Annotated in this window: 19 protein-coding genes; 7 read left to right on the plus strand and 12 right to left on the minus strand. The window is 48.4% G+C overall.

Annotated elements, in window-relative coordinates; translation table 11 throughout:
* Positions 1–10: 10 nt before the first annotated feature.
* From GA0116948_RS17305 to GA0116948_RS17325, 5 genes are all read right to left on the minus strand, one after another.
* Positions 11–763: a DUF4843 domain-containing protein gene (locus GA0116948_RS17305; protein ID WP_089714526.1), complete on the minus strand. Its 753-nt coding sequence runs from the start codon at positions 761–763 to the stop codon at positions 11–13.
* 23 nt (positions 764–786) lie between these two features.
* Complete coding sequence (locus GA0116948_RS17310; RefSeq protein ID WP_089714528.1) at positions 787–2,259, minus strand: RagB/SusD family nutrient uptake outer membrane protein; 1,473 nt, start codon at positions 2,257–2,259, stop codon at positions 787–789.
* A 36-nt stretch (positions 2,260–2,295) separates the two neighbouring features.
* Complete coding sequence (locus GA0116948_RS17315; RefSeq protein ID WP_089714530.1) at positions 2,296–5,769, minus strand: SusC/RagA family TonB-linked outer membrane protein; 3,474 nt, start codon at positions 5,767–5,769, stop codon at positions 2,296–2,298.
* Between the two features lie 226 nt (positions 5,770–5,995).
* Positions 5,996–7,138, minus strand: coding sequence for a FecR family protein (locus tag GA0116948_RS17320; RefSeq protein WP_165798294.1), 1,143 nt, complete (start codon positions 7,136–7,138; stop codon positions 5,996–5,998).
* A gap of 93 nt (positions 7,139–7,231) precedes the next feature.
* Positions 7,232–7,813, minus strand: a complete 582-nt coding sequence (locus GA0116948_RS17325) for an RNA polymerase sigma-70 factor (RefSeq protein ID WP_089714534.1) — start codon at positions 7,811–7,813, stop codon at positions 7,232–7,234.
* A 283-nt stretch (positions 7,814–8,096) separates the two neighbouring features.
* On the opposite strand from GA0116948_RS17325, the gene GA0116948_RS17330 reads away from it, so the two are divergent.
* The 3 genes from GA0116948_RS17330 to GA0116948_RS17340 all read left to right on the plus strand — a co-directional run bounded on the left by GA0116948_RS17330 (position 8,097) and on the right by GA0116948_RS17340 (position 10,335).
* The gene (locus GA0116948_RS17330) at positions 8,097–8,918 is read left to right on the plus strand and encodes an alpha/beta hydrolase (RefSeq protein ID WP_089714680.1); all 822 of its coding nucleotides are present in this window, start codon (positions 8,097–8,099) and stop codon (positions 8,916–8,918) included.
* A 55-nt stretch (positions 8,919–8,973) separates the two neighbouring features.
* Positions 8,974–9,303: a YbjQ family protein gene (locus tag GA0116948_RS17335; protein WP_089714536.1), complete on the plus strand. Its 330-nt coding sequence runs from the start codon at positions 8,974–8,976 to the stop codon at positions 9,301–9,303.
* A 162-nt stretch (positions 9,304–9,465) separates the two neighbouring features.
* Positions 9,466–10,335: an alpha/beta hydrolase gene (locus GA0116948_RS17340; protein ID WP_089714538.1), complete on the plus strand. Its 870-nt coding sequence runs from the start codon at positions 9,466–9,468 to the stop codon at positions 10,333–10,335.
* A 202-nt stretch (positions 10,336–10,537) separates the two neighbouring features.
* On the opposite strand, the gene GA0116948_RS17345 is transcribed toward GA0116948_RS17340, so the two are convergent.
* From GA0116948_RS17345 to GA0116948_RS17360, 4 genes are all read right to left on the minus strand, one after another.
* Positions 10,538–10,879, minus strand: a complete 342-nt coding sequence (locus tag GA0116948_RS17345; protein ID WP_089714540.1) for a cupin domain-containing protein — start codon at positions 10,877–10,879, stop codon at positions 10,538–10,540.
* A 255-nt stretch (positions 10,880–11,134) separates the two neighbouring features.
* Positions 11,135–11,890, minus strand: a complete 756-nt coding sequence (locus GA0116948_RS17350; RefSeq protein ID WP_089714542.1) for a hypothetical protein — start codon at positions 11,888–11,890, stop codon at positions 11,135–11,137.
* A 149-nt stretch (positions 11,891–12,039) separates the two neighbouring features.
* Positions 12,040–12,462, minus strand: a complete 423-nt coding sequence (locus tag GA0116948_RS17355; RefSeq protein WP_089714544.1) for a secondary thiamine-phosphate synthase enzyme YjbQ — start codon at positions 12,460–12,462, stop codon at positions 12,040–12,042.
* Between the two features lie 300 nt (positions 12,463–12,762).
* A complete protein-coding gene (locus GA0116948_RS17360; protein ID WP_089714545.1) occupies positions 12,763–12,945 on the minus strand; it encodes an SDR family oxidoreductase in 183 nt (60 codons plus the stop codon).
* 198 nt (positions 12,946–13,143) lie between these two features.
* Here GA0116948_RS17360 and GA0116948_RS21820 point away from each other — a divergent pair, with 198 nt between their 5' ends.
* Positions 13,144–13,266: a winged helix-turn-helix transcriptional regulator gene (locus GA0116948_RS21820; protein ID WP_205686001.1), complete on the plus strand. Its 123-nt coding sequence runs from the start codon at positions 13,144–13,146 to the stop codon at positions 13,264–13,266.
* Between the two features lie 134 nt (positions 13,267–13,400).
* On the opposite strand, the gene GA0116948_RS17370 is transcribed toward GA0116948_RS21820, so the two are convergent.
* The 3 genes from GA0116948_RS17370 to GA0116948_RS17380 form a co-directional block, all read right to left on the minus strand.
* Positions 13,401–14,000, minus strand: a complete 600-nt coding sequence (locus GA0116948_RS17370) for a class I SAM-dependent methyltransferase (RefSeq protein WP_089714547.1) — start codon at positions 13,998–14,000, stop codon at positions 13,401–13,403.
* Positions 14,001–14,337: 337 nt separating this feature from the next.
* On the minus strand, positions 14,338–15,087 hold the full coding sequence (locus GA0116948_RS17375) for a DUF72 domain-containing protein (RefSeq protein WP_089714549.1): 750 nt from the start codon (positions 15,085–15,087) through the stop codon (positions 14,338–14,340).
* Positions 15,088–15,162: 75 nt separating this feature from the next.
* The gene (locus GA0116948_RS17380; protein WP_089714551.1) at positions 15,163–15,432 is read right to left on the minus strand and encodes a hypothetical protein; all 270 of its coding nucleotides are present in this window, start codon (positions 15,430–15,432) and stop codon (positions 15,163–15,165) included.
* 524 nt (positions 15,433–15,956) lie between these two features.
* On the opposite strand from GA0116948_RS17380, the gene GA0116948_RS17385 reads away from it, so the two are divergent.
* The 3 genes from GA0116948_RS17385 to GA0116948_RS17395 all read left to right on the plus strand — a co-directional run bounded on the left by GA0116948_RS17385 (position 15,957) and on the right by GA0116948_RS17395 (position 19,690).
* Positions 15,957–17,291, plus strand: a complete 1,335-nt coding sequence (locus GA0116948_RS17385) for a cytochrome ubiquinol oxidase subunit I (protein WP_089714553.1) — start codon at positions 15,957–15,959, stop codon at positions 17,289–17,291.
* 12 nt (positions 17,292–17,303) lie between these two features.
* Positions 17,304–18,320 carry a cytochrome d ubiquinol oxidase subunit II gene (locus GA0116948_RS17390; protein ID WP_089714555.1) on the plus strand — a complete coding sequence of 339 codons (1,017 nt, stop codon included), beginning with the start codon at positions 17,304–17,306 and terminating at the stop codon, positions 18,318–18,320.
* A gap of 188 nt (positions 18,321–18,508) precedes the next feature.
* The gene (locus tag GA0116948_RS17395) at positions 18,509–19,690 is read left to right on the plus strand and encodes a glycosyltransferase family 87 protein (protein WP_089714557.1); all 1,182 of its coding nucleotides are present in this window, start codon (positions 18,509–18,511) and stop codon (positions 19,688–19,690) included.
* The last annotated feature ends 113 nt before the right edge of the window (positions 19,691–19,803 follow it).

The following is a 19,803-nucleotide window of genomic DNA, read 5'->3' on the forward strand; positions in this document are numbered from 1 at the left end:
CAGCTTGCATTTAATTAAGATTTACCGTTTTCCCGTTTTCGTCCCGGAGTGGATTGCCGGGATGTGCCAGGTTGTATTGCGTTAGCGCGTTACTTACCTTCAGGTAGTCTGTATAACCATTGGTAATATCATCTGGATTGTCGGTTACGCCCAGGTACTTGCCCAGGGTGGTGGTGATAAAGTCATACTTCACCATGCTCCATTTTCCCATATAAATAGCCACATTCGACCAGTAGGAGGGTTGTATTGGCTTGGTAGTGGCTTCCAGGTGGAAGGTGTTGCTGTAATAATATTGCCCGGACAAAACCGAATCCAATGCGGTAGCCGGGAAGTCTGCATTGGGCTTAAATTGCAACGTAATATGCAGTGTGCTATCTGTGAGCGCGTTTTTGAACAGTACAATGCCCAGGGTAGCGGTGAGCGAATCTGCAGGCATTATATAGGGCAGTAGCTGGTAGTGGGTGCCAGCTATGCCATCACCGCCAGTTACTTCCAGGTCTATAGTGCGATCATGATCACTGGCGGCCCCCATTACCCTTACAATAGGAAACCAAAAGGTGTCTTGAGTTTTTTGCGGGCTAAAATAAAAAGAATACTGCCCGGTAAAAACGTTGGCAATGGCAGTGCTGTCGGTACCGCCGGCAATTTGGTTGGTGAAAGTGCTGTAAAAAAACACACCCGGCTCGTAGGATGGCGGTGGCATTTTTTCCTTATTGCATGCCAGCAGCAGCGGCAGCAGGTATAAAATATATAGTCGTTTCATGCAGATTGTTTTTGCGGAAAATATTAGCGGCCACCAACGCTGATCTCGTCTGCCGGTAGTGGAAATACGTACATGGCGCGGGAAGTAGGTAGCTGGGCAGTCTGGTTATTGTCTACGATATAAGATTCGTTGCGGCGTTTGTAATAATAAAAGAGCTGGCCTTCGGCTATAAATTCTTTCTGGTATTCTTTAAAGATCTCTTGCTGAAAGTCGGCAGCGGTAAGGCCGTCAGGCAGTGCTTTGATGGCACGCGCCGTGCGTACGGTATTGAGATAACCAAGCGCTGCAACGGGATCGGTACTGCATTCTGCGGCGATATAATACATTTCCGGCAGGCGGATAAGGGGTACCAGCTTTTGCTCCTTGGCATAGGTTTGCGTGTATTTGCTAATATACCAATAAGCGCTTCCACTGGTATAGTAGGGCGACCAGCCATACAGGTAGCGAATGTCTGTGGCGCCACCAGACGAAGTTTCATACAGCAGTTCCACATAGCCGCCATTGTCGTCCGGAGCGTGCTGATTAGTGAGCTGTGAAGGCACGCTATTGTTAAAGCCACTAAAGGAAAAATGGTGTAGCACCATGTCCTGGATATTGTCTTTGTATAAAGAAAATATTTGCTCTACGGAATAAGAATAGTCTGCCTTGGCCCCTTGTTGGCTGATCTGCATTTCGGTGGCAGTAACGAAGCGCAGGCGCCCGCTGTTGATCACATTGAGCGCATGCTGCAAAGCTTGGTCCTTGTCGCCCCGGTACAGGTATACCCTGGCCAGGGTGGCCTCTACCGCCAGTTTGTTGAAGTGACATTTGCGGTTATTTATCCAGCTATTGTCTACCGACTGGGTTTGCAAGTCATCGTCCTGGAGCAACTGTTCCGCCTGTAGCAGGTCTTTGATCACGCTATCTGTTACGGCGGCTACGGTGTATAAGGGGGTTACGATCTTGCCAGAAAATTTGGTTACATAAGGAATTGATTTGGTATGCGGCTCGGTAAGATATGATGGTCCAAACATGCGTAGCAGGTCAAAGTGCATAAAGGCCCGCAGCCCCAGCGCTTCCCCTTTCATCAGTTTATAATTATTGTCGTTAAATACGGCCTGCTGCGCATCAATATTGGCCAGGATGTTATTATCGTTGGCAATCGCATAATACATCGTATCCCATACATTTTTTATAATTGCCTGCGGGGTGGCATCCAGGTAATACGTGTTACTGCCATAGTCCAGGTTATACTCGTAGTTAGTATATTTAGAGGATTTAATATCATAACAGTGGGCCAGTACGTCCAGGAAGCTCATACTCAGTTTGTCGCCATAGAGCGCATTGCCGGCCATGGTGTAGTATACGCCGCTCATGGCGTCCATAAAACCCTGTTCGTTACTGAACATATCGGTCTGCACTACATCGGTCTTAGAACCCACGTCCAGCCATTTCTTACAGCCGCCCACCGTGAAGGCCACGATGAAGCTGCACAACAGCAGTGTAAATCTTTTCATACATCAATTCGTTTTGGTTGACAAGAATGCCGGCGCTTACTGGAAACGCAGGGTGATATTTAAAGTGAATTCCCGGTTAAAGGGATAAGCGGTGCCTCTTTCCCGGCCTATGTTGTAGAAGGTGAATAGATTATTCATGGTGAAGCGCACATCCAGCATGTCTGATTTAATCACGTCTTTGGCTTTGTTATTCAATTTATTGACGGCCAGGTTGGTGTACTTGGTAATGTATTTGGCCAGTAGTTTTCCGGGGTCCAGGGATATACCTGTTAGCTCCACAGAATTTTTCCTGCGTACAAAGCGGGAAGTAGCCACGGTACTGGTATTTATTTTGGGGTATCCCTCCACATCTACCAGGCCTTTATAATTGGCTACATCACCCGGTTTCTGCCAGCGGTCGTTCATCGCCCTGCGGTCTATGTTGTCGGTGGTTACGGCGTTTTCCAGTTTGTCGGCCAGGGTGTTATTGTATTCATATCCTCCCAGGGTAATGTTCAGGCCAAAGTCTAAGCGCAGCCATTTCCATTGAAAGTGGTTGTTGAAAGTAGTGTTAAACTTGGGTTGCATATCCCCAATGGCTACTTCATCGTTCTTGTTCCACACGTAAGTTTGTTTACCATCTTTGGTCAGAAATATTTCATTCCCGGTGCTAGGATCTATGCCACGGGAGCGTACGGCATACAGAGTGCTTACGCTTTGGCCTTCTTTGTATTGCAATACTGGCTTGCTGTAGCCGCTGTCTGTTTGCTCTTTAAGGGCCGTATTATTTTGTTCTTTTAGTACATCGGTAATCTTTAACAGTTTGTTCTGGTTGCGCAGCCAACTGGTGGTTATACTCCAATAAAGTTGTTGTTGCGGTTTTTTAAGCAGGAATGCAGTAACGCTTATTTCATACCCCTTGTTCTCACTTTTGCCAAGGTTGTTATAGAAGCTGTTAAACCCGGTGGAAGGGGCAGAGGGGTTGGTCATAATAAGGTCGTCGGTCGTTTCTACATAATAGTTCATCGATACGTTGAGGCGTTCTTTAAACAGGGCAATGTCTGCACCGCCATTAAATTTGCGCGTGCGCTGCCAGGTAAGGTCCGGGTTGCCCATGGCCAGTACATTGGCGGGCACATAGTCCAGGTAACGGCCGGTGATGTCGTAACGGTAGGTGGTAATGCCGGCATAGCTTGGGAAATTCACGGAGCCGGTGTATCCATAAGAAGCGCGCACTTTTAACCGGTTTATTTCCTGGGGCAGGTGCATGAATCTTTCTTTGTGCACATTCCAGCCCAGGCCCACAGCCCAAACGTTGCCATACCGCTTATCTGCTCCATACAGTGACGAGCCGCTGCGGTTAAAGCTGGCATCCATCAGATAACGGTTGTCGTAGGCATAGCTGGCATTGGCAATGTAACTGAGGTTGCGCTGTTTGTCAAAACTGCCCTGGGGCTTCTGATCTTTGTAAGAAAGGCCGAAGAGCAGGTCGCTCAGCCGCTCGCTGGGAAAGCCGGTTACATTGATCGCTACGCTGCGGCTGGTGTTTTCCTGCATTTCTAAGCCAGCGGTAGCGTACAGGGTGTGCCGGCCCATTACCTTGCCATAGTTCATGTTCAGTCGGCCCTGGTAATTTGTTCCACTGCCATTTGCATTTCTAAAGTATCCACGTTTAGAGAAATCGTCTACCGTAAAAAAATCGGTGGCACTACCCGGCAAAAATTGATCGGAGTTGGTCGTGGTGCTGGTGTAAGCGAAAGTGCCATTTATTTTAAAGCTATTGGTAAAGTTATATTCCGCCCAGAAGTTCTGCCCTATGTTCAGGGCACGCCGGCTGTCGATCGTATGGAGGGTGGTGTTATATAGTGGGTTCGTCACCTTTGGTTCATAGTCATTGGGTAGGCTGGTGCTTATACCATCTACTTCGCCCAGCGGGTATATATCCAGGTATTTGGTGATGCGCCCATGTTGGTCACGCGGCATCCAGTAAGGATTAAATCGGGCATACTGGCTCATATCACCATAGGGCGAGTTGTTGCTGCGGGTGCTGTAAATATTAAACTGGGTCTGTAACTGGAACTTGCGGTCTACATAACGCAGGGCCACGTTGCCGCTCAGATTATTGCGGTTAGAACCTTTCATGACCCCGCCGTCGTGTGCATAGGAGAGCGTGGTTTGATACACGATCTTACCCACACCGGTACTCAGGGAAAGGGAATGGGCGTTGTTGAACTGCGTTTGCAGCGGCTGGGAAAGCCAGTAGGTATTTACCCCCCGCTGTACGTTATGCGCCACCAGGTTATGTACCTGGTCTAAGCGCCGCTGGTCGGTATAATTGCGGCTTTTATATACGCCGGCCATTTCTTCAAACGCTAGTTTTTGCCGGGCGTTGGTAAGGTTGTAGGTGCTTAGGTCGGGAATATTGGTGGTGAGGCTGGTGGTGTATATGAAGTGCGACTCCCCGGGTTTGGGTTGTATGGTTTCTACCACCAGCACCCCGTTGGCCGACTTGGCTCCGTAGATGGCCGTGGCGGCGGCGTCCTTCAGGATGGTGATCCTGGCAATACGGTTGATGTCCAGGTCGTACAGCCTTTCTATTGGCACTTCAAAGCCATCCATGATAATCAACGGTGGATTGCTGATATAACCATATTCGCTTTTAAGGTCGGTTTGCATAATGCTGTTGGTACCACGTAGCTGCACGCGTGGCACTACGTTGGGGTTAGAGCCATTCACATTGTCCTGCGGCATCTGGAAAGAAGCGTCCAGTGCTTTGAGGGCGGTGAATACGCTGGTAGGGCTTATCTCGCGTAGCTGCTCGCCGGTGAAGCTGGTGGCTGCACCGGTGAAGTTTTCTTTAGGGCGGGAGAAGATGCCGTTTACCACCACATCCTGCATGTTATTGGTGGCTTTGCGCAGGGTAATTTTCATCACCATCGTTTCGGGTTTCACTTCCACCTGGGTGGTAAATTTTTCGTAACCCACGCTGCTGGCCGTGAGGGTGAGCCTGCCCGGTGCCAGGCCTATAAAGGAAAAGCTACCTTTGCTATCTGCCGCCATGCCGGCTTTGCGGTTGTTAGCCTCCAGTACAACGGTGGCGCCGGGAATGGGCTGGCCCTCATCGTCCAGCACCGAACCCGTAATGCCCGGTATCGTGGTAGCGGCTGGCGTGGCCCCATTGGTCGCGCGTGCCGGCTCTTTTTTCTCTTTCTCTTTTTTTACTACGATGTACTTTTCCTTGATCACAAAGTCCAGCGGCTGATCTTTGAAAATGGCGGTAAGGGCCTCTTCCAGCGATGCATGGATGATGTCTACATTCACTGGTACGGCCCTGGACATATCATTTTTAGTATACAGCACCCGCAAACCGCTTTGCTCACCCACGGTGTTGATGGCCGCTTCCAGCGTACTGTTTTTCAGATGCAGGGTAATGGTATTGCCTGGTTTCTGGGCATAGCTCCGGAGCATACTGCACAACAATAGTAGCAGCATAGCAGTCCTGCGAGCTTTGATGTGTTGAAATACATACATACAAAGTCAGCATTTTAATTTTTTAAATAAGAGCGTGTTAGGCCTCGTGCAAGGCGTGGCAGGTCTGGTCCGGGAAAACGCGTTTTTCCCGGCACGCCGTGCTATACATTGGTTGATAAACTATTGTAATTGGAAAAATTTAAGTAAGATGTTGGTTGATTTTTGATAAAACGTTTTCATATGATACACTTGGCAAAAAATAACTGTTCCTCATTGAGCGGCTGCTTTACCGTGCTACTGTAATTACTTTTCCCTGCATACTAAAATGTACATGTTCAGTAGCTTCCAGCAGTTCCAGTACTTGCGATATTGGTACATCGCGGGGAATGGTGGCTACAAATTCCTCCTCAATCTTGTCTTTGAAAACTACGTCCACATTATACCACCGGGCTATCTGCCGCATAATAGGTTCCAGGCGCTCTCCGTTGTAGCTAAATAGTCCATCCTTCCAGGCCAGTGCGCTCTGCACATCTGCGTGCTGCACTAATGTTACGGCACCGGCGTGCAAAATGGATTGCTGGCCGGGGTGCAGCAGTAGTGTATTGTTAGCAGTACTTACTTTTACGGCACCTTCCGTAAGCGTGGTTTTGGCGCTGGCCTCATCCTCATAGGCATTCACATTAAAGTGCGTACCCAGTACGGCTATTTCCATGTTATGCGCCGTTACGGTAAATGGTGCGCCGGCTTGTGGGGCTATTTCAAAATATGCCTCCCCGGTAATTTCTACGGATCGCTGGCCGTGAAAGGCCACGGGGTAGCGGATGGAGGAGGCGGCGTTGAGCCATACCCTGGAGCCATCGGGCAGTACTAACTGGTACTGGCGGGCGCGGGGCGTGGTTACGATGTTATAAGCGGTAGCCGTAGCCGGTCCTTCCGGTTTATAAATAAGTTGCCCGTTTTGATGCATTAACTGGGTATTGCCTTGCCGGGCCAGCGGGCCATTGGCCGCGCTGTCCAGCACAATTTGTTGCCCATTGGCCAGGGTTAGCACCGCGCCATTGTGGCCGGGGGGCAGGTTTGGCCGTTGGGCCACCACGGCCTGCCGGGTGGGCAGCAGCCATTGCTTGGCCGCATAGCCGGCCAGCAGCAATCCTGCCACCACTGCCGCTGCAGCCATCCACGACCGGCGTTGTTTTACCACCAGCGGCGGCGTAAGCAGGGGCTCCAGTTGGGCATAGAGGGCCTCCTTGTGAATGGTGGCCGGCATGTCCTGGGCCGTAGTGGCGGCCCATACCTGTTTTATGGCTTGCTGTAGTTCCGCATCATGCTCCCCTGCTTCCATAATAGACAGCAGTTGCAGCCATTCTGCCGGCGTACATTCATGACGGGCATAACGCTGTACTAACTGTTCGATCTCGCTTTTTTCCATGGTGGTTTTAAAAAAAGTAAACAGGACATCAGGTAGACGTTGCACTAAGCGCATCGTACTGCCATTCTTAAAAAAAATTACAACAGGTTATACTTAATGCGGATGCCGCAGCACAAACAGAAGCAACAACACCTCCGGGCCGGTGTGAGGTCCCATAAAACGGTAGAGGTGGCGCAATGTTTCCGACAGGTGATTCTTTACCGTACTCTTGGCCAGGCCCATTTCTGCTGCAATCTCGTCGTGGCTCAGCCCCTGTTGCTTGCTCAGGCGAAACACCTGCTGCTTTTGGGGCGATAACTCGGCTAGGGCTATATTTATTAAATGCTGTAATTCTTTAAGGTGCAGGGGGGCTTCCGGCTTGTCGGAGAGGGTCTCCTGCCGGGCAATGTGTTCGCGCAAACGGGTTTCCCGGTTCAGGGTACGCAGGTAATCCATGACACGGTTATGCGCCATGGAGAAAATATAACTTTCCAGGTTCAGCACCTGCGCCAGGCCCTCCCGGCGCAGCCATACTTTAAGAAATACTTCCTGTACAATGTCTTCTGTAACGGATTCCAGTTTGCAAAGCTTAAAAACAAAAGCGGCGAGGCGGTCGAAGTAAATATCATATAAGGCCTTGAATGCCGCGGTGTCTCCGGCGCTAAGCCGTTGCCCGATCGCTTGTTCATCATTCATGGCGCATGACAAGTTGGTTGATAATGTCCGAAAAGTACGAAATGCTTTTAAAATTGAAATGGTGCGCAGGAAATTTAATGCGATTAAGGGGCTGAACCACTGATTATTGCCCGCAGGAGGTCAGGTGTAAGAAAACAATACTCGCCCGGAAAATGTAATATAAACAGGCCAACTACCTTGCCCGCTTATTTTTGTTTGGAGGAATATCGTAAAATGTATCTGCCCTGCTTTATCTTAGCACCCACGGACTCCACGCACCGACATGGAAATTAAAATAGGTTTTATGAAAAAAATATGCTTCCTGCTTTTGCTTTTAACGGCTTTCTCCGCCCAGGCACAACAAACATTTTCCACGCAAAAAAATATTCGTTACTATCCCGATGCGCTGTACCGTAATGATCCCTACCGGGAGGAACGCTGCACGCTGGATATATACCATCCCGATTCGGCCAAGAATACTCCTGTTATCATTTGGTTTCACGGCGGGAGCATGACCGGCGGACATAAGGAAATTCCCGACGCCCTGCTCGGCAAAGGATATACCATTGTGGGCGTAGGCTACCGGCTTTCTCCCCACGTGAAAGCACCCACCTATATTGAAGATGCGGCTGCGGCCATTGCCTGGGTGTTCAAGCATATCCGTGAATATGGCGGTAATCCCGACCTGATCTTCCTTTCCGGCCACTCCGCTGGCGGCTACCTGGATCTGATGGTGGGGCTGGACAAACACTACCTGGCCAAATATGATATTGATGCTAACCGGGTAGCTGGCCTCATTCCTTTTAGCCCACAGGCCATTACCCATTTCACCGTGCGCGCGGAGCGGGGCATCCGGGATACACAGCCCATTATCGATAGCCTGGCCCCACTTTTCCACGTGCGTGGCGATTTGCCACCCTTGCTGCTCATTACCGGCGACCGCGAAATGGAGATGCTGGGCCGATATGAAGAAAATGCCTACCTGCTGCGCATGATGAAGCTAAATGGTAGCAAAACGTCGCGGCTATACGAATTGCAGGGTTTTGACCACGGCGGCATGGCAACGCCAGCTTTCCCCCTGTTGCTACGCGAAGTAGCGGCCATCACTAAAAAAAGATCCTTGTAGCAAATGTGCTCATGGCTCAATAACCTGTTGTATTTTTGACGAAAACACTACGATCATGGATCACAATCTTATTACTACCAGCATTGAATTACAAGGTTACCGCGTTACCCAGCAACACGGCGTGGTACGAGGCATCACCGTACGCTCCCGCAGTGTATTGGGCAATATGGCCGGCGGCTTCCAGTCTATTTTCGGAGGCAAACTTTCGATTTATGTGCAGCTATGCGAAAAGGCCAGGGCAGAAGCTTTTGAACTAATGGTACGTCACGCCGAAGAGCAGGGGGCTAATGCCATCATCAACATGCGCTACGATGCCAATGAAGTGATGAACGGCATTACTGAAGTACTGGCCTATGGCACGGCAGTAACCGTTTCCCGCATATAACATTTTTCGCCACTGCTATGGCAAGCGGCCCTTCCTAAGGGCCGCCGTTTTTATACCGGCAACACCACTTCCTGTTAATATCCCATAAAAAATGCCAGCATGCTAAATTATTAGGTGCCGGAACAATTTTTATTTGTAACACCAATCCCCTAAAACGCACAAATGCCGGCCAAGTTAAAGACATGTTTTTTCATAGGGCTATTCCTGCCGCAGTTCCTTTTCGCTCAAAGCGATTCGCTCACCCTGCACCTCTGGCCGCAGGGAGCGCCTGGTTTTGAAGCCCGTGCCAACGAGCCGGAGAAAGGAGATGTATACATTAGCAATATTCACAATCCTTCCATCACCGTGTATTTTCCGCCAAAGGAAAAGGCCAACGGCGCTGCCGTGGTGATCTGCCCGGGCGGCGGCCACCATATGCTGGTCATCAATTCGGAAGGGAGAGATCCTGCGCGGTATTTTAATAACCTGGGTGTTACGGCCATCGTGCTAAAATACCGGCTGGCCCGCGATACCAATTCGCCCTACCAGATAGCCGTACACGCCAAACAGGACGCCCTCCGCGCCATGCGACTGGTGCGCAGTAAGGCAGCGCAATGGCATATTGATCCCAACCGTATTGGGCTCATGGGTTTCTCTGCCGGTGGGGAAGTAACCAATATGGCGGCATTTCAGGATTATCAAAGCCAGCCTGCTGCTACCGACCCGGTAGACAGGCTTCCGGCCAAACCAGCCTTTATTATTTTGGTGTATCCAGGCCCTTTAGGAGTACCTGATAGCATTCCGCCAGATGCGCCCCCGGCCTTCCTGGTGGCGGCCAATGAAGATGTTTGCTGCTCACCGCCCATCATACAATTGCTGCTGGCCTATCGCAAAGCCGGCGTGCCGGTGGAGGCCCACGTATATGCAAAAGGCAACCATGCCTTTAACATGGGCTACCATGCCGTGTTCCAGTCTATAAGGGCATGGCCGCAACGGCTTACCGACTGGTTAACAGACTATCACTTTTTTACTTCCGCTCCCAGTATAAAGTAGGTGCAACGCCAAGTTATAAATAGGAAAGGGGCATAGGCCCTGTATGCTGCAAGACAAGCGTATGGCGGTGTTATAACATTATAGCTGTAAGGGTATTATTACGCCGTATTTTTTACGGTGAGCATTTCCTCCAAAAGCAAAACGATCTTTTTGCGGGCAGGGCCTTGTATAGGTAAACCTTGCCGGGCCATGTGCTGCAATTTCAACAAGGCTTTAAATTCCGGCAGGTTACCGAAATGCTGCGGTAACAACTCCGGAAGAAACAACACCACAATGGATTTCCCCACTTTGTTTTCCGGGCAATGCAGGTATTTGTCTTCATGGCGAAGGTATGGGGCAGGTTAACCCCAAAAATATACACATCGCCCGCCTTAAAGCTACTTACGAAATCGCCGATCAGGCAGGTGCCGGCGCTTTTTTTAATGAGTAACAGTTCCTGCTCCGGGTGGTAATGCCAGGCACTGGGCATCTCCGGGCCTACGTCTTTGTGTACGTTCAAAGAATTTTCTGGGGTGGGGATGACCTTTTTTAAAATTGCTTTCATATTGTGGAGCAGATGACCGCAGGTAATGATGGCTTAATGGAATTACAGCTATAAGTACGGTGGCTATCGATAATATAAATAAAAAATATACGTTTTTCACCTAGTGAGAAAATCCACCTCCGCCACTCTTTCCGAGCAGGCAGCACCAATCGCCGCCACCACCACATGCCCCGCGCAATACAGGCAGCCCGCCACCAAATGAAAAAAGCCATCCACATAACGGACGGCTTTTTGTAAAAAAGTATATAACGGTAGTTATTTTTTTATTGATTTCTTCTTGAGTTTATGAGCAGTAGTAGTATCAAAAAACAAACTCTCTTTAAAGAAAATAGGCGAAGAAGGTATCACCTGGCTACTATCTACGCCTGGTAACCTAGTTTTATTGCCAGTAGGACTAATGCTCTGGCTGGTTTGCTTAATTTCCTTTGCCATAAGTTTATTTTCAACTAAGTTACTAAAATTTACAATGTCTACTTTCTGAATTTTTTCAGTTTTCATGGATAATTGAAAACCAATACATAATAAATAAGGGCCACAGGCTAACAAAGCGAAGATAAGCGCCCGGTAATAGAACAGTTTTTTCCGTTCCATAATATAAAAATTCGTACGGACCGCCAGTTCTAATTCCTCAATATAAGATGCCTTCACTAAAATATCCACTTCGGTGGGAGTACGGATACCATCTTCGTAATTGAGCCGGTAAGTTTCGTAATAGCGCCGGGGTTCCCGCTGGTAGGCTACTTCCACGGGAATTAGCAAGCGGATGGTATTAAAAGCAGATACCAGGAATAACAGGCTGAAGCCGTAAAATAATACATGTTCCAGCCAATAACACTTTGCTTCCTCAAAAAAAAGCGTTTGCGCAATTGGTATCACAAAAATGGTAAATGTAGAATATAAAACAAGAATATTAGTAAACTTGTCTGTTTGTTTCTGATATGCATTAGAGTACTGTTCCAGCCTTTTCTCATTGATCTCGATGATATAATCAAGGTTATAAAACGACCCCATAGACAGATACTTGTTTGGTTAACTAACTAAACGAATATACATCTTCAGCAATAAGCTATCACCTGTTGCATCCTCATTAACAAAAAATAAAGATTTGGGCGGGGGCCTTGTAACCGGCGTGGCACAACTTCAAAAACGTCTGAGAAAAACTATTCCCCCCATACCGTTATAATCAATTCCCTGGGCCCGCCATGGTTGCGGTGTTCACACAGGTAAATGCCTTGCCAGGTGCCCAGCCCCAGGCGGCCCTGTACAATGGGTATTAATACCGAACTGCCTAGCAGTGCAGCCTTCAAGTGGGCGGGCATGTCGTCCGGCCCTTCATCATCATGTAAATATTGTGGATCGTTCTCTGGCACGGTTTTGTTGAAATACATTTCGAAGTCCTTTCGCACCGTAGGATCTGCATTTTCATTAATGGTGAGCGATGCAGATGTGTGCCGGATAAATACCTGGCACATCCCGGATTGGATATCGGTATACTGCAACAACACCTGCCGCACTTCCTGGGTAATGAGGTGAAAGCCCCGGCACTTTGCCGGAAGTCTTATGCCTTGTTGATGTATTTTCATACCGTTAAAATACAAAAGTCTCCCTGATGGTGAGGGAAGACTTTTAACGGTATCTAACTATATATTATTAATTTTTATAATGTTTTATAATAAATGCCTCCTTTAGAATGTTTAAACTGAAAAAATGGCTGCAACTTTTATTCATGGCCGGTGTAGTGCCCACGTTGCTTGTGATGTTTATAGCGAAAATGCATTTGAAACCATTCCGTTATCCTGCTCCGAAATCACCTGCCCCGGCAGGAACGGTGCAAACAGATAGTAGCCGGACCCGTACAGCCGCTGAGCGCAACCGGATAGGACTCAAGCTAATACCATTCTTCCATCCATTACCAAATCAGCTCCTGTAATATAACTGGCAGCATCATCTGCGAGAAAGACTATCATCTTGGCTACCTCACCCGCACTGCCAACGGGTTTCAGCGGCGACTGCTCCGTGAGCGCTGCGCTGGGTACATTGGTATAACTTAGATACTGGTATATCAAGGTATCTCAACTTACCATCATAGCAGCAAACTACTCATTCTTCCTTAGTCCGCGATCCCATGAAGGAAATGCAGGCCCTCCAGGACACGATCTATGTACTGGGTGGCAAATGGCGGATACCCATCATCAATGCGATCTGTAACGGCAACTAGTGTTTTCGCGAAATAGACCGCGCCATCCACGGCATTACTAACCCGTATGCTTTACCGGGAGCTGAAAGAAATGGAATTGAATAGGATCATAGCTTGTAAGGTATACGCTGCAATGCCAGTACGCGTTAAATATAAATCTACCGACTACTCCCTCACCTTTCGCCGGTGATTTAGAAATGATTAAGTGAGGCGCAGCCCTTAAAAAAGATTCAAAGTAAATAGCGCCCATGATACGATGATGAACAACAATGGCCGGAAACACTGTGCAATCAGCATTTCCGGCCATTTATCTTTATAGTATACCTATCTGCGTATCCACATTTTCAACAACTGGTCGTCTGAAATATCTACCAGGTGATAGCTTTGTGGTATCTCGTCTTCCAAACTATGAAAGCTTACCAAACGGGTGCCGCTCTTGGCATTTTCCAGTGCTTTAAACAAATAGCGGGAATAATACGTGTACAGGCTCACCGAATATTCAATATCGTTGTCTATAGGGAACTGGTGATCCAGGTTCTCGAAAAAGGCATTGTAGAAATAAAATCCGTCGTAATCTGCCATGTTCAGCTGGGTGAAGTTGCCGTGAATGAACTCCACGTTTTGCAGGCCGGTTGCTTCCCGGGCGGCAATGGCAGTATCGTGCAATTCCCGGCGCTGCTCTACGCCATAAAAATGAGCATCCGGGTGATGGTGGCCACCTATCAGGCAAAACTTGCCTGCGCCGCTGCCAATGTCCAGTATATTGGCCCCGGGCTTATTGGCCAGAAACCTGGCCGCCTTCCTGGCTACAGACAAAGGTGTCCAGTGGTGTTTGGATAATTGTTGGATTTTTTCCGGGTATAACCAGTCGAAAGCCGTGTCATTGTTGAAGGTGGTGGATTTTACCAATCTGTTTGATAGCATAGTCAAAAGCAAACTTGGTTTTATACGTGTTGTTAGCAGCCTTTTTTTACAGGTATCGGGATGGTTACAAACCAATGGTACCCGCTAAAAGTCTGACAAAATCAGTGTTTGCAAAGTTACGTTTAATGTACCTTCCAATCGTTGATATTTATAATTTTTTTGATTAATTACCGGAAGATGAGTCAGGAAAGAATATTTCCCATCGATAAGTGGGACCCGTTCGGGATCTATCGATTATCCTGCTGATCATTGGTTATCATTTATAAGATCACGACTGGAAAGGCATGTGGATAGAACTGCCATTTTCCCTGCTGCCCTGGGTAATCCTGTACCTGCGTTATCCATTTACCAGATAACGCAGCCGGTGTAAGTTAGGCAGCGCCTCGCCCATGGTGTTGTTAAAATACACGTACACCTTTTTGCCGGCGTTCATCCAGGTCCTTATCCTTGCAGCAAATTGTTGCAACACTGTCTCGGGGTAGCCGCCCTTATAATTGCCCGCTGGCCCATGAAAACGCAGGTATATGAAAGGTGCCTGGGTAGTTATTGGGGCTAAGCCAGACCCCGGCATATCGTGTAGTACAATGGCAGCGCCATATTTTTCTGCCAGTTGAAAGGTAGGGAGTGCATACCAGGATAGGTGCCGGAATTCTAGGGCAATATCCCAGCCTGCTACCGTATTATTTGCTGCAATAACTTCCAGCAAGTGGGATAAGGCAGCTATTTTATCCATCCTAAGCGATGGCGGAAATTGCAGCAGCAGGCAGCCTTTCCGGTGGCTGGCCGGTGCAATAGCTTGCATAAAATGCCGGATATCTTCTTTTGTAAAGGAAAAGTCTTTTGCGTGGGTAATAGCCTTCCACAACTTAAAGGTAAACCGGAACCCCGCCGGTACCTCTTCAGCCCAACGCGCCACGGTAGCGACTTGCGGCACTTTATACCAGGAACTGTTTACCTCCAGGCTGTTGTGCAGCGAAGCATAATACGTGAGTCGGCTTTTATGTTGAAAAGCAGGTGGGAAGGCACTTTTATTGGATTCATGGAACACCATGCCACTGGTGCCTGCAAAGAAAAGAGGAGAGGCCATGATGATCCTGCCCTAAACAACGTGCCAGCATATAAAAGAGAGAGGTTTAATGCCTTCTGCTGGCAGGCAAATACATTATTTACTGGCTATTTCATTCAGCGCTTTGGCAAACTGTCTCAGATCGTTACGAAGGTCATTAAGGGCGGTGGCGTGGGCATTTATCTGGTCTATCAGCGATTCCATAATTTGTACTTGTGCGGCGGTGCAATTATATTTTTTCATCGTTTCCACAGCAGCCTGCACTTTGGGCATGGCAAACTGATGTAGTTTATATGTGTAGGGCGGGTCCAGCAGGTCCACCTTGATTTCCGCGATCCTGAGGGTGTCCTGGTTATTCATTTTCATAGGGCAAAGATACGCAATTAGTGTCGCATCAACACACCGGAAAATGGTGACAGTGCTTGACGGATGGGCGTATTATGGTATATTTAACAGGTGTGTTACACCTGGATGTTGGCAGGCGTAGGTCCTGTTTTTACCCTGTTGTACCTTTTTTTGCGGCGTTGCCAACCGGCCTTAGCTGCTGTGCCACAGCCCCTCCCGCCCATCCTGCCCTTTCATTTGCGGTACATTTCAGGGAGGTATAACAACTGTTAGTGCGGTGGTATTTATTGGCGATGTTTATAGGTAACAAAATTGTCTGAAAAAAAACAGGGCTACCTTACTACCCTTTCTGCCAGCCTGCGCCTGTATTTTATAGTGCGGAACAAGATATATTAACATTCATGGAGTAGCAGGCTGCTCCTAAATCCTTTATGGATAGGGGTATGGGGTAACCCTGTTATAAATCATTTTATAATTTGAAAGCACGTATTACATTCGTGGAGGCATTACTTTTGGTATTGTAGTCGTGTACAAATAGCATCCTTATGAATGATTTTATAGCCGCCCGCTCGCAAATGGCCCTTTCCTTGGGGTTTCATATTGTGTTCTCCTGCATTGGTATGGTGATGCCTTTTTTCATGGCCGTATCGCACTACTATTGGCTGCGCACGGGCAATGTGATGTACCGCAACGTAACCAAGGCCTGGAGCAAAGGCGTAGCCATTTTTTTCGCCACGGGCGCGGTGTCAGGTACAGTGCTTTCCTTTGAGCTGGGCTTGTTGTGGCCTGAATTTATGGAACATGCAGGTCCCATTTTCGGGATGCCTTTTTCATTGGAGGGTACGGCTTTTTTTATTGAAGCCATTGCCCTGGGTTTTTACCTCTATGGCTGGGATCATTTTAATAAGTGGTTCCACTGGTTTACCGGCGTAGTGGTAGGCATCAGCGGGCTGGTATCGGGCATCCTGGTGGTGGCCGCCAATGCCTGGATGAATAGTCCTGCCGGGTTCGATTATGTGAATGGTCAATACCTGCATATAGATCCTATCAAAGCCATGTTCAACGATGCCTGGTTTTCGCAGGCCCTGCATATGTGCCTGGCGGCCTTTGCCGCCACGGGGTTTGCAGTGGCGGGTGTACATGCGCTTATGATCTTGCGGGGTAGTCATAAGGCATTTCATACCAAAGCTTTTAAGATTGCCGCGGTTTTTGCCACGGTAGCCGCAGTGTTACAACCCCTCAGCGGCGATATTTCCGCCAAAAGCGTGGCGAAGCGCCAGCCCGCCAAACTAGCCGCCATGGAAGCGCATTTCCAGACGGAGCGTAGAGCTGCCCTTATTGTAGGAGGTATTCCGGATGTGCCCAACAAAACGGTAAATTATGCCATTAAAATACCCGGCCTGCTCAGTTTTATGGCCTACGATGATTTTAATGCCGAAGTAAAAGGGCTGGATCAGGTGAAGCCGGAAGACCAGCCGCCAGTGGCCATCACGCATTATGCTTTTCAGGTAATGGTGGGTTTAGGTATGTTGATGCTGGCCATCGCCGTATTGTACTTCATAACCCTTTGGAAAAAGAGGCAATGGCTGGAAAAGACCTGGTTACTGAAACTTTTTGTACTGGCCACGCCGGCGGGTTTCCTGGCCGTGGAAGCCGGGTGGACGGTGACTGAAGTAGGCCGGCAGCCCTGGATCATTAACGGCATTATGCGCACCGCCGATGCGGTTACACCTATGCCGGGCATTGCGTATTCTTTTTATTTATTCACCGGCGTGTATGTATCGCTGGCGCTCATTGTTACGTTTATGCTGTACCGGCAGATCCGCATGGTAGGCAAGTTGTACGATCTGTCGCCGGTGGATGTTGCTCCTGCCTTTTAAAAGTTTGCGCTCATGTTATACGTGGTCATCGTTTTTTTGTGGACATCCATCCTGCTGTATCTCCTGCTGGGCGGCGCCGATTTTGGCGCGGGCATTATAGAGTTATTTACTTCCAAACATAACCAGGACAATACGCGCAAAACCATGTACCGCGCCATAGGGCCTATCTGGGAAGCCAATCACATGTGGCTGATCATCGCCATCGTGATCCTGTTTGTGGGTTTCCCGGAAATATATACCACCATGTCCATTTACCTGCATATACCGTTGGTCATTATGCTCATGGGCATCATTGCCCGGGGTACGGCTTTCTCCTTCCGTAATTATGATGCCGTGGTAGATGATATGCAGCTCATTTACAACCGCATCTTTAGGTATGCCAGTTGTGTAACCCCATTTTTCCTGGGCATTATTGCCGGCAGCGCCGTGGCCGGGCGTATAGACACTCATGCCACCAACTTCCTGGATGCATATGTGTTTAGCTGGTTGCATTGGTTTTCCGTGGCCATAGGCCTTTTTACGGTGGCTATTTGCGGCTTCCTGGCGGCGGTATACCTGATCGGAGAAACGGATAACGAAAAAGACCGGCAACGTTTCATCGCCAAGGCGCGCACTTCCAACATCCTCGCCGTAATTGCGGGTGCACTGGTGTTCGTCGCTGCGTGGGTAGAACATATTCCCCTTATACAATGGGTCTTTGGCAATGTAGTGGGCATTACGGCCATTGGGCTGGCCAGTTTGTCGCTGCTGTTGCTCTGGTATTTGCTATATCATGGCAAAACCAAAATACTGCGCATATTGGCGGGCTTTCAGGTAACGATGATCCTGCTCACCACTACCTACCGGCACTTTCCCAACATTGTACTGCTGAAAGGCGGCGCTTACTTATCGTTGCTGGACAATGCGGGCAATGCCAAAACAATGGCGGCATTGGGCTGGGCATTGTTATTGGGCAGTGTGTTTATATTGCCGGCGTTGTTTTATCTCATCTACAGTTTTCAGAAAAAGAAATCGAGCGTGGCACATTGAGCCAGGCGTAAAAAATAATAGGGCAACCGGTTTGTATACGGTTACACTATTGGTGCTGTACAATGCAGCAACTTCTACTAATTCTGTTTTACGGATATAATAGGATTTTTTTTGCCTGAAAATTATGTGTAAAAATGCGGGGAAGGTTTTATTTTCGGCCCGGCTGCTACAAATAGGCCTGCTGTATCATGACTTTGAAAAAACGTTTCTCGCTCGCCTGGCTGGCAGAACAGGAGTGGCTGGTGCTGCTGTTGTGGTTTGGACTTACCATTATCGTAACCATCCGGGAGATATATGCGCACAACATCAATGATTATACGATTTACAAAAATGTGTTCTTCCACGTGCGGGCGCAGCAGCCTTTGTTCCTGGCCTATCCGGAATATTTCGATGTAAATAATTATGGCCCATTTTTCAGCCTGCTCATTGCACCTTTTACCTGGCTGCCGGATGCGGTAGGGGGTATGTTGTGGGTATTGGTGAATGCAGCCTTTTTATGGTACGCCATCCGGCAATTGCCGCTCAGCCGCTTGCAACAAAATATAATTCTCTTGTTTTCCAGCCACGAATTGATGGGGGCTAGCAGTTACTTCCAATTCAACGTTTCGGTGGCGGCCTGCATTATCCTCAGCTTTGCCTTGATATTACGGGGGAAAGACGGATGGGCGGCCTGCTTTATTATGATCGGTGCGTTTGTGAAAATTTATGGCATAGTAGGTTGCGCATTTTTCTTTTTCAGCCGGCATAAACTCAAATTTATCGCATCGCTGCTATTGTGGGGCGCACTGTTTTTTGTATTGCCCATGCTCATCGCCTCGCCAGCTTATATAGTGCGGTGTTACCACGACTGGCTCACGGCGCTGAAAGTGAAAACGGAGAAAAATGCACAGTTCGATCAGGGTATTGTGTTGCAGAATATATCGGCTATGGGCTTTATCCGCCGGGTATTTCACCTGAAGCCGTTCAACGACCTGCTGGTCTTTGTGCCGGGAGCGTTATTGTTTTTCTCACAATATATCTGGCTAAAATATAAGCAGGAAGTGCATTACCAATTTTACATTTTATGCTCGGTGCTGCTGTTTACCGTATTGTTCAGCAGCAGTTCCGAATCGCCTACATATATCATAGCCTTTCCTGCTGTATGTATCTGGTATGTGCTGCAAAATCCGTCCAGGGCCAATACGGTATTTTTTCTCTTTGCCTTTGTGGTATGCAGTTTTAGTCAGTCGGATATATTTTCCCCCTGGGTGCGTAAAAACATTGCCGTGCCATACGCTATAAAGGCATTTCCCTGCCTGGTGATGTGGGGGGTAATTGTATGGCAGGTACATGTTCGCCAGTTCCTGCGGCTAAGGCCTGTGGCGGCTTAACGGCCTTTGTTTGCGGGCCATCCGGGGCAAGGGCAACCAGATCACCGGCAAGTTATACTTTTACTTTCATGGATGAATAATCCGATATCCGTTTTATGGACAACGAATACAAA

It is taken from the genome of Chitinophaga costaii, assembly GCF_900094705.1.
Lineage (GTDB): Bacteria > Bacteroidota > Bacteroidia > Chitinophagales > Chitinophagaceae > Chitinophaga > Chitinophaga costaii.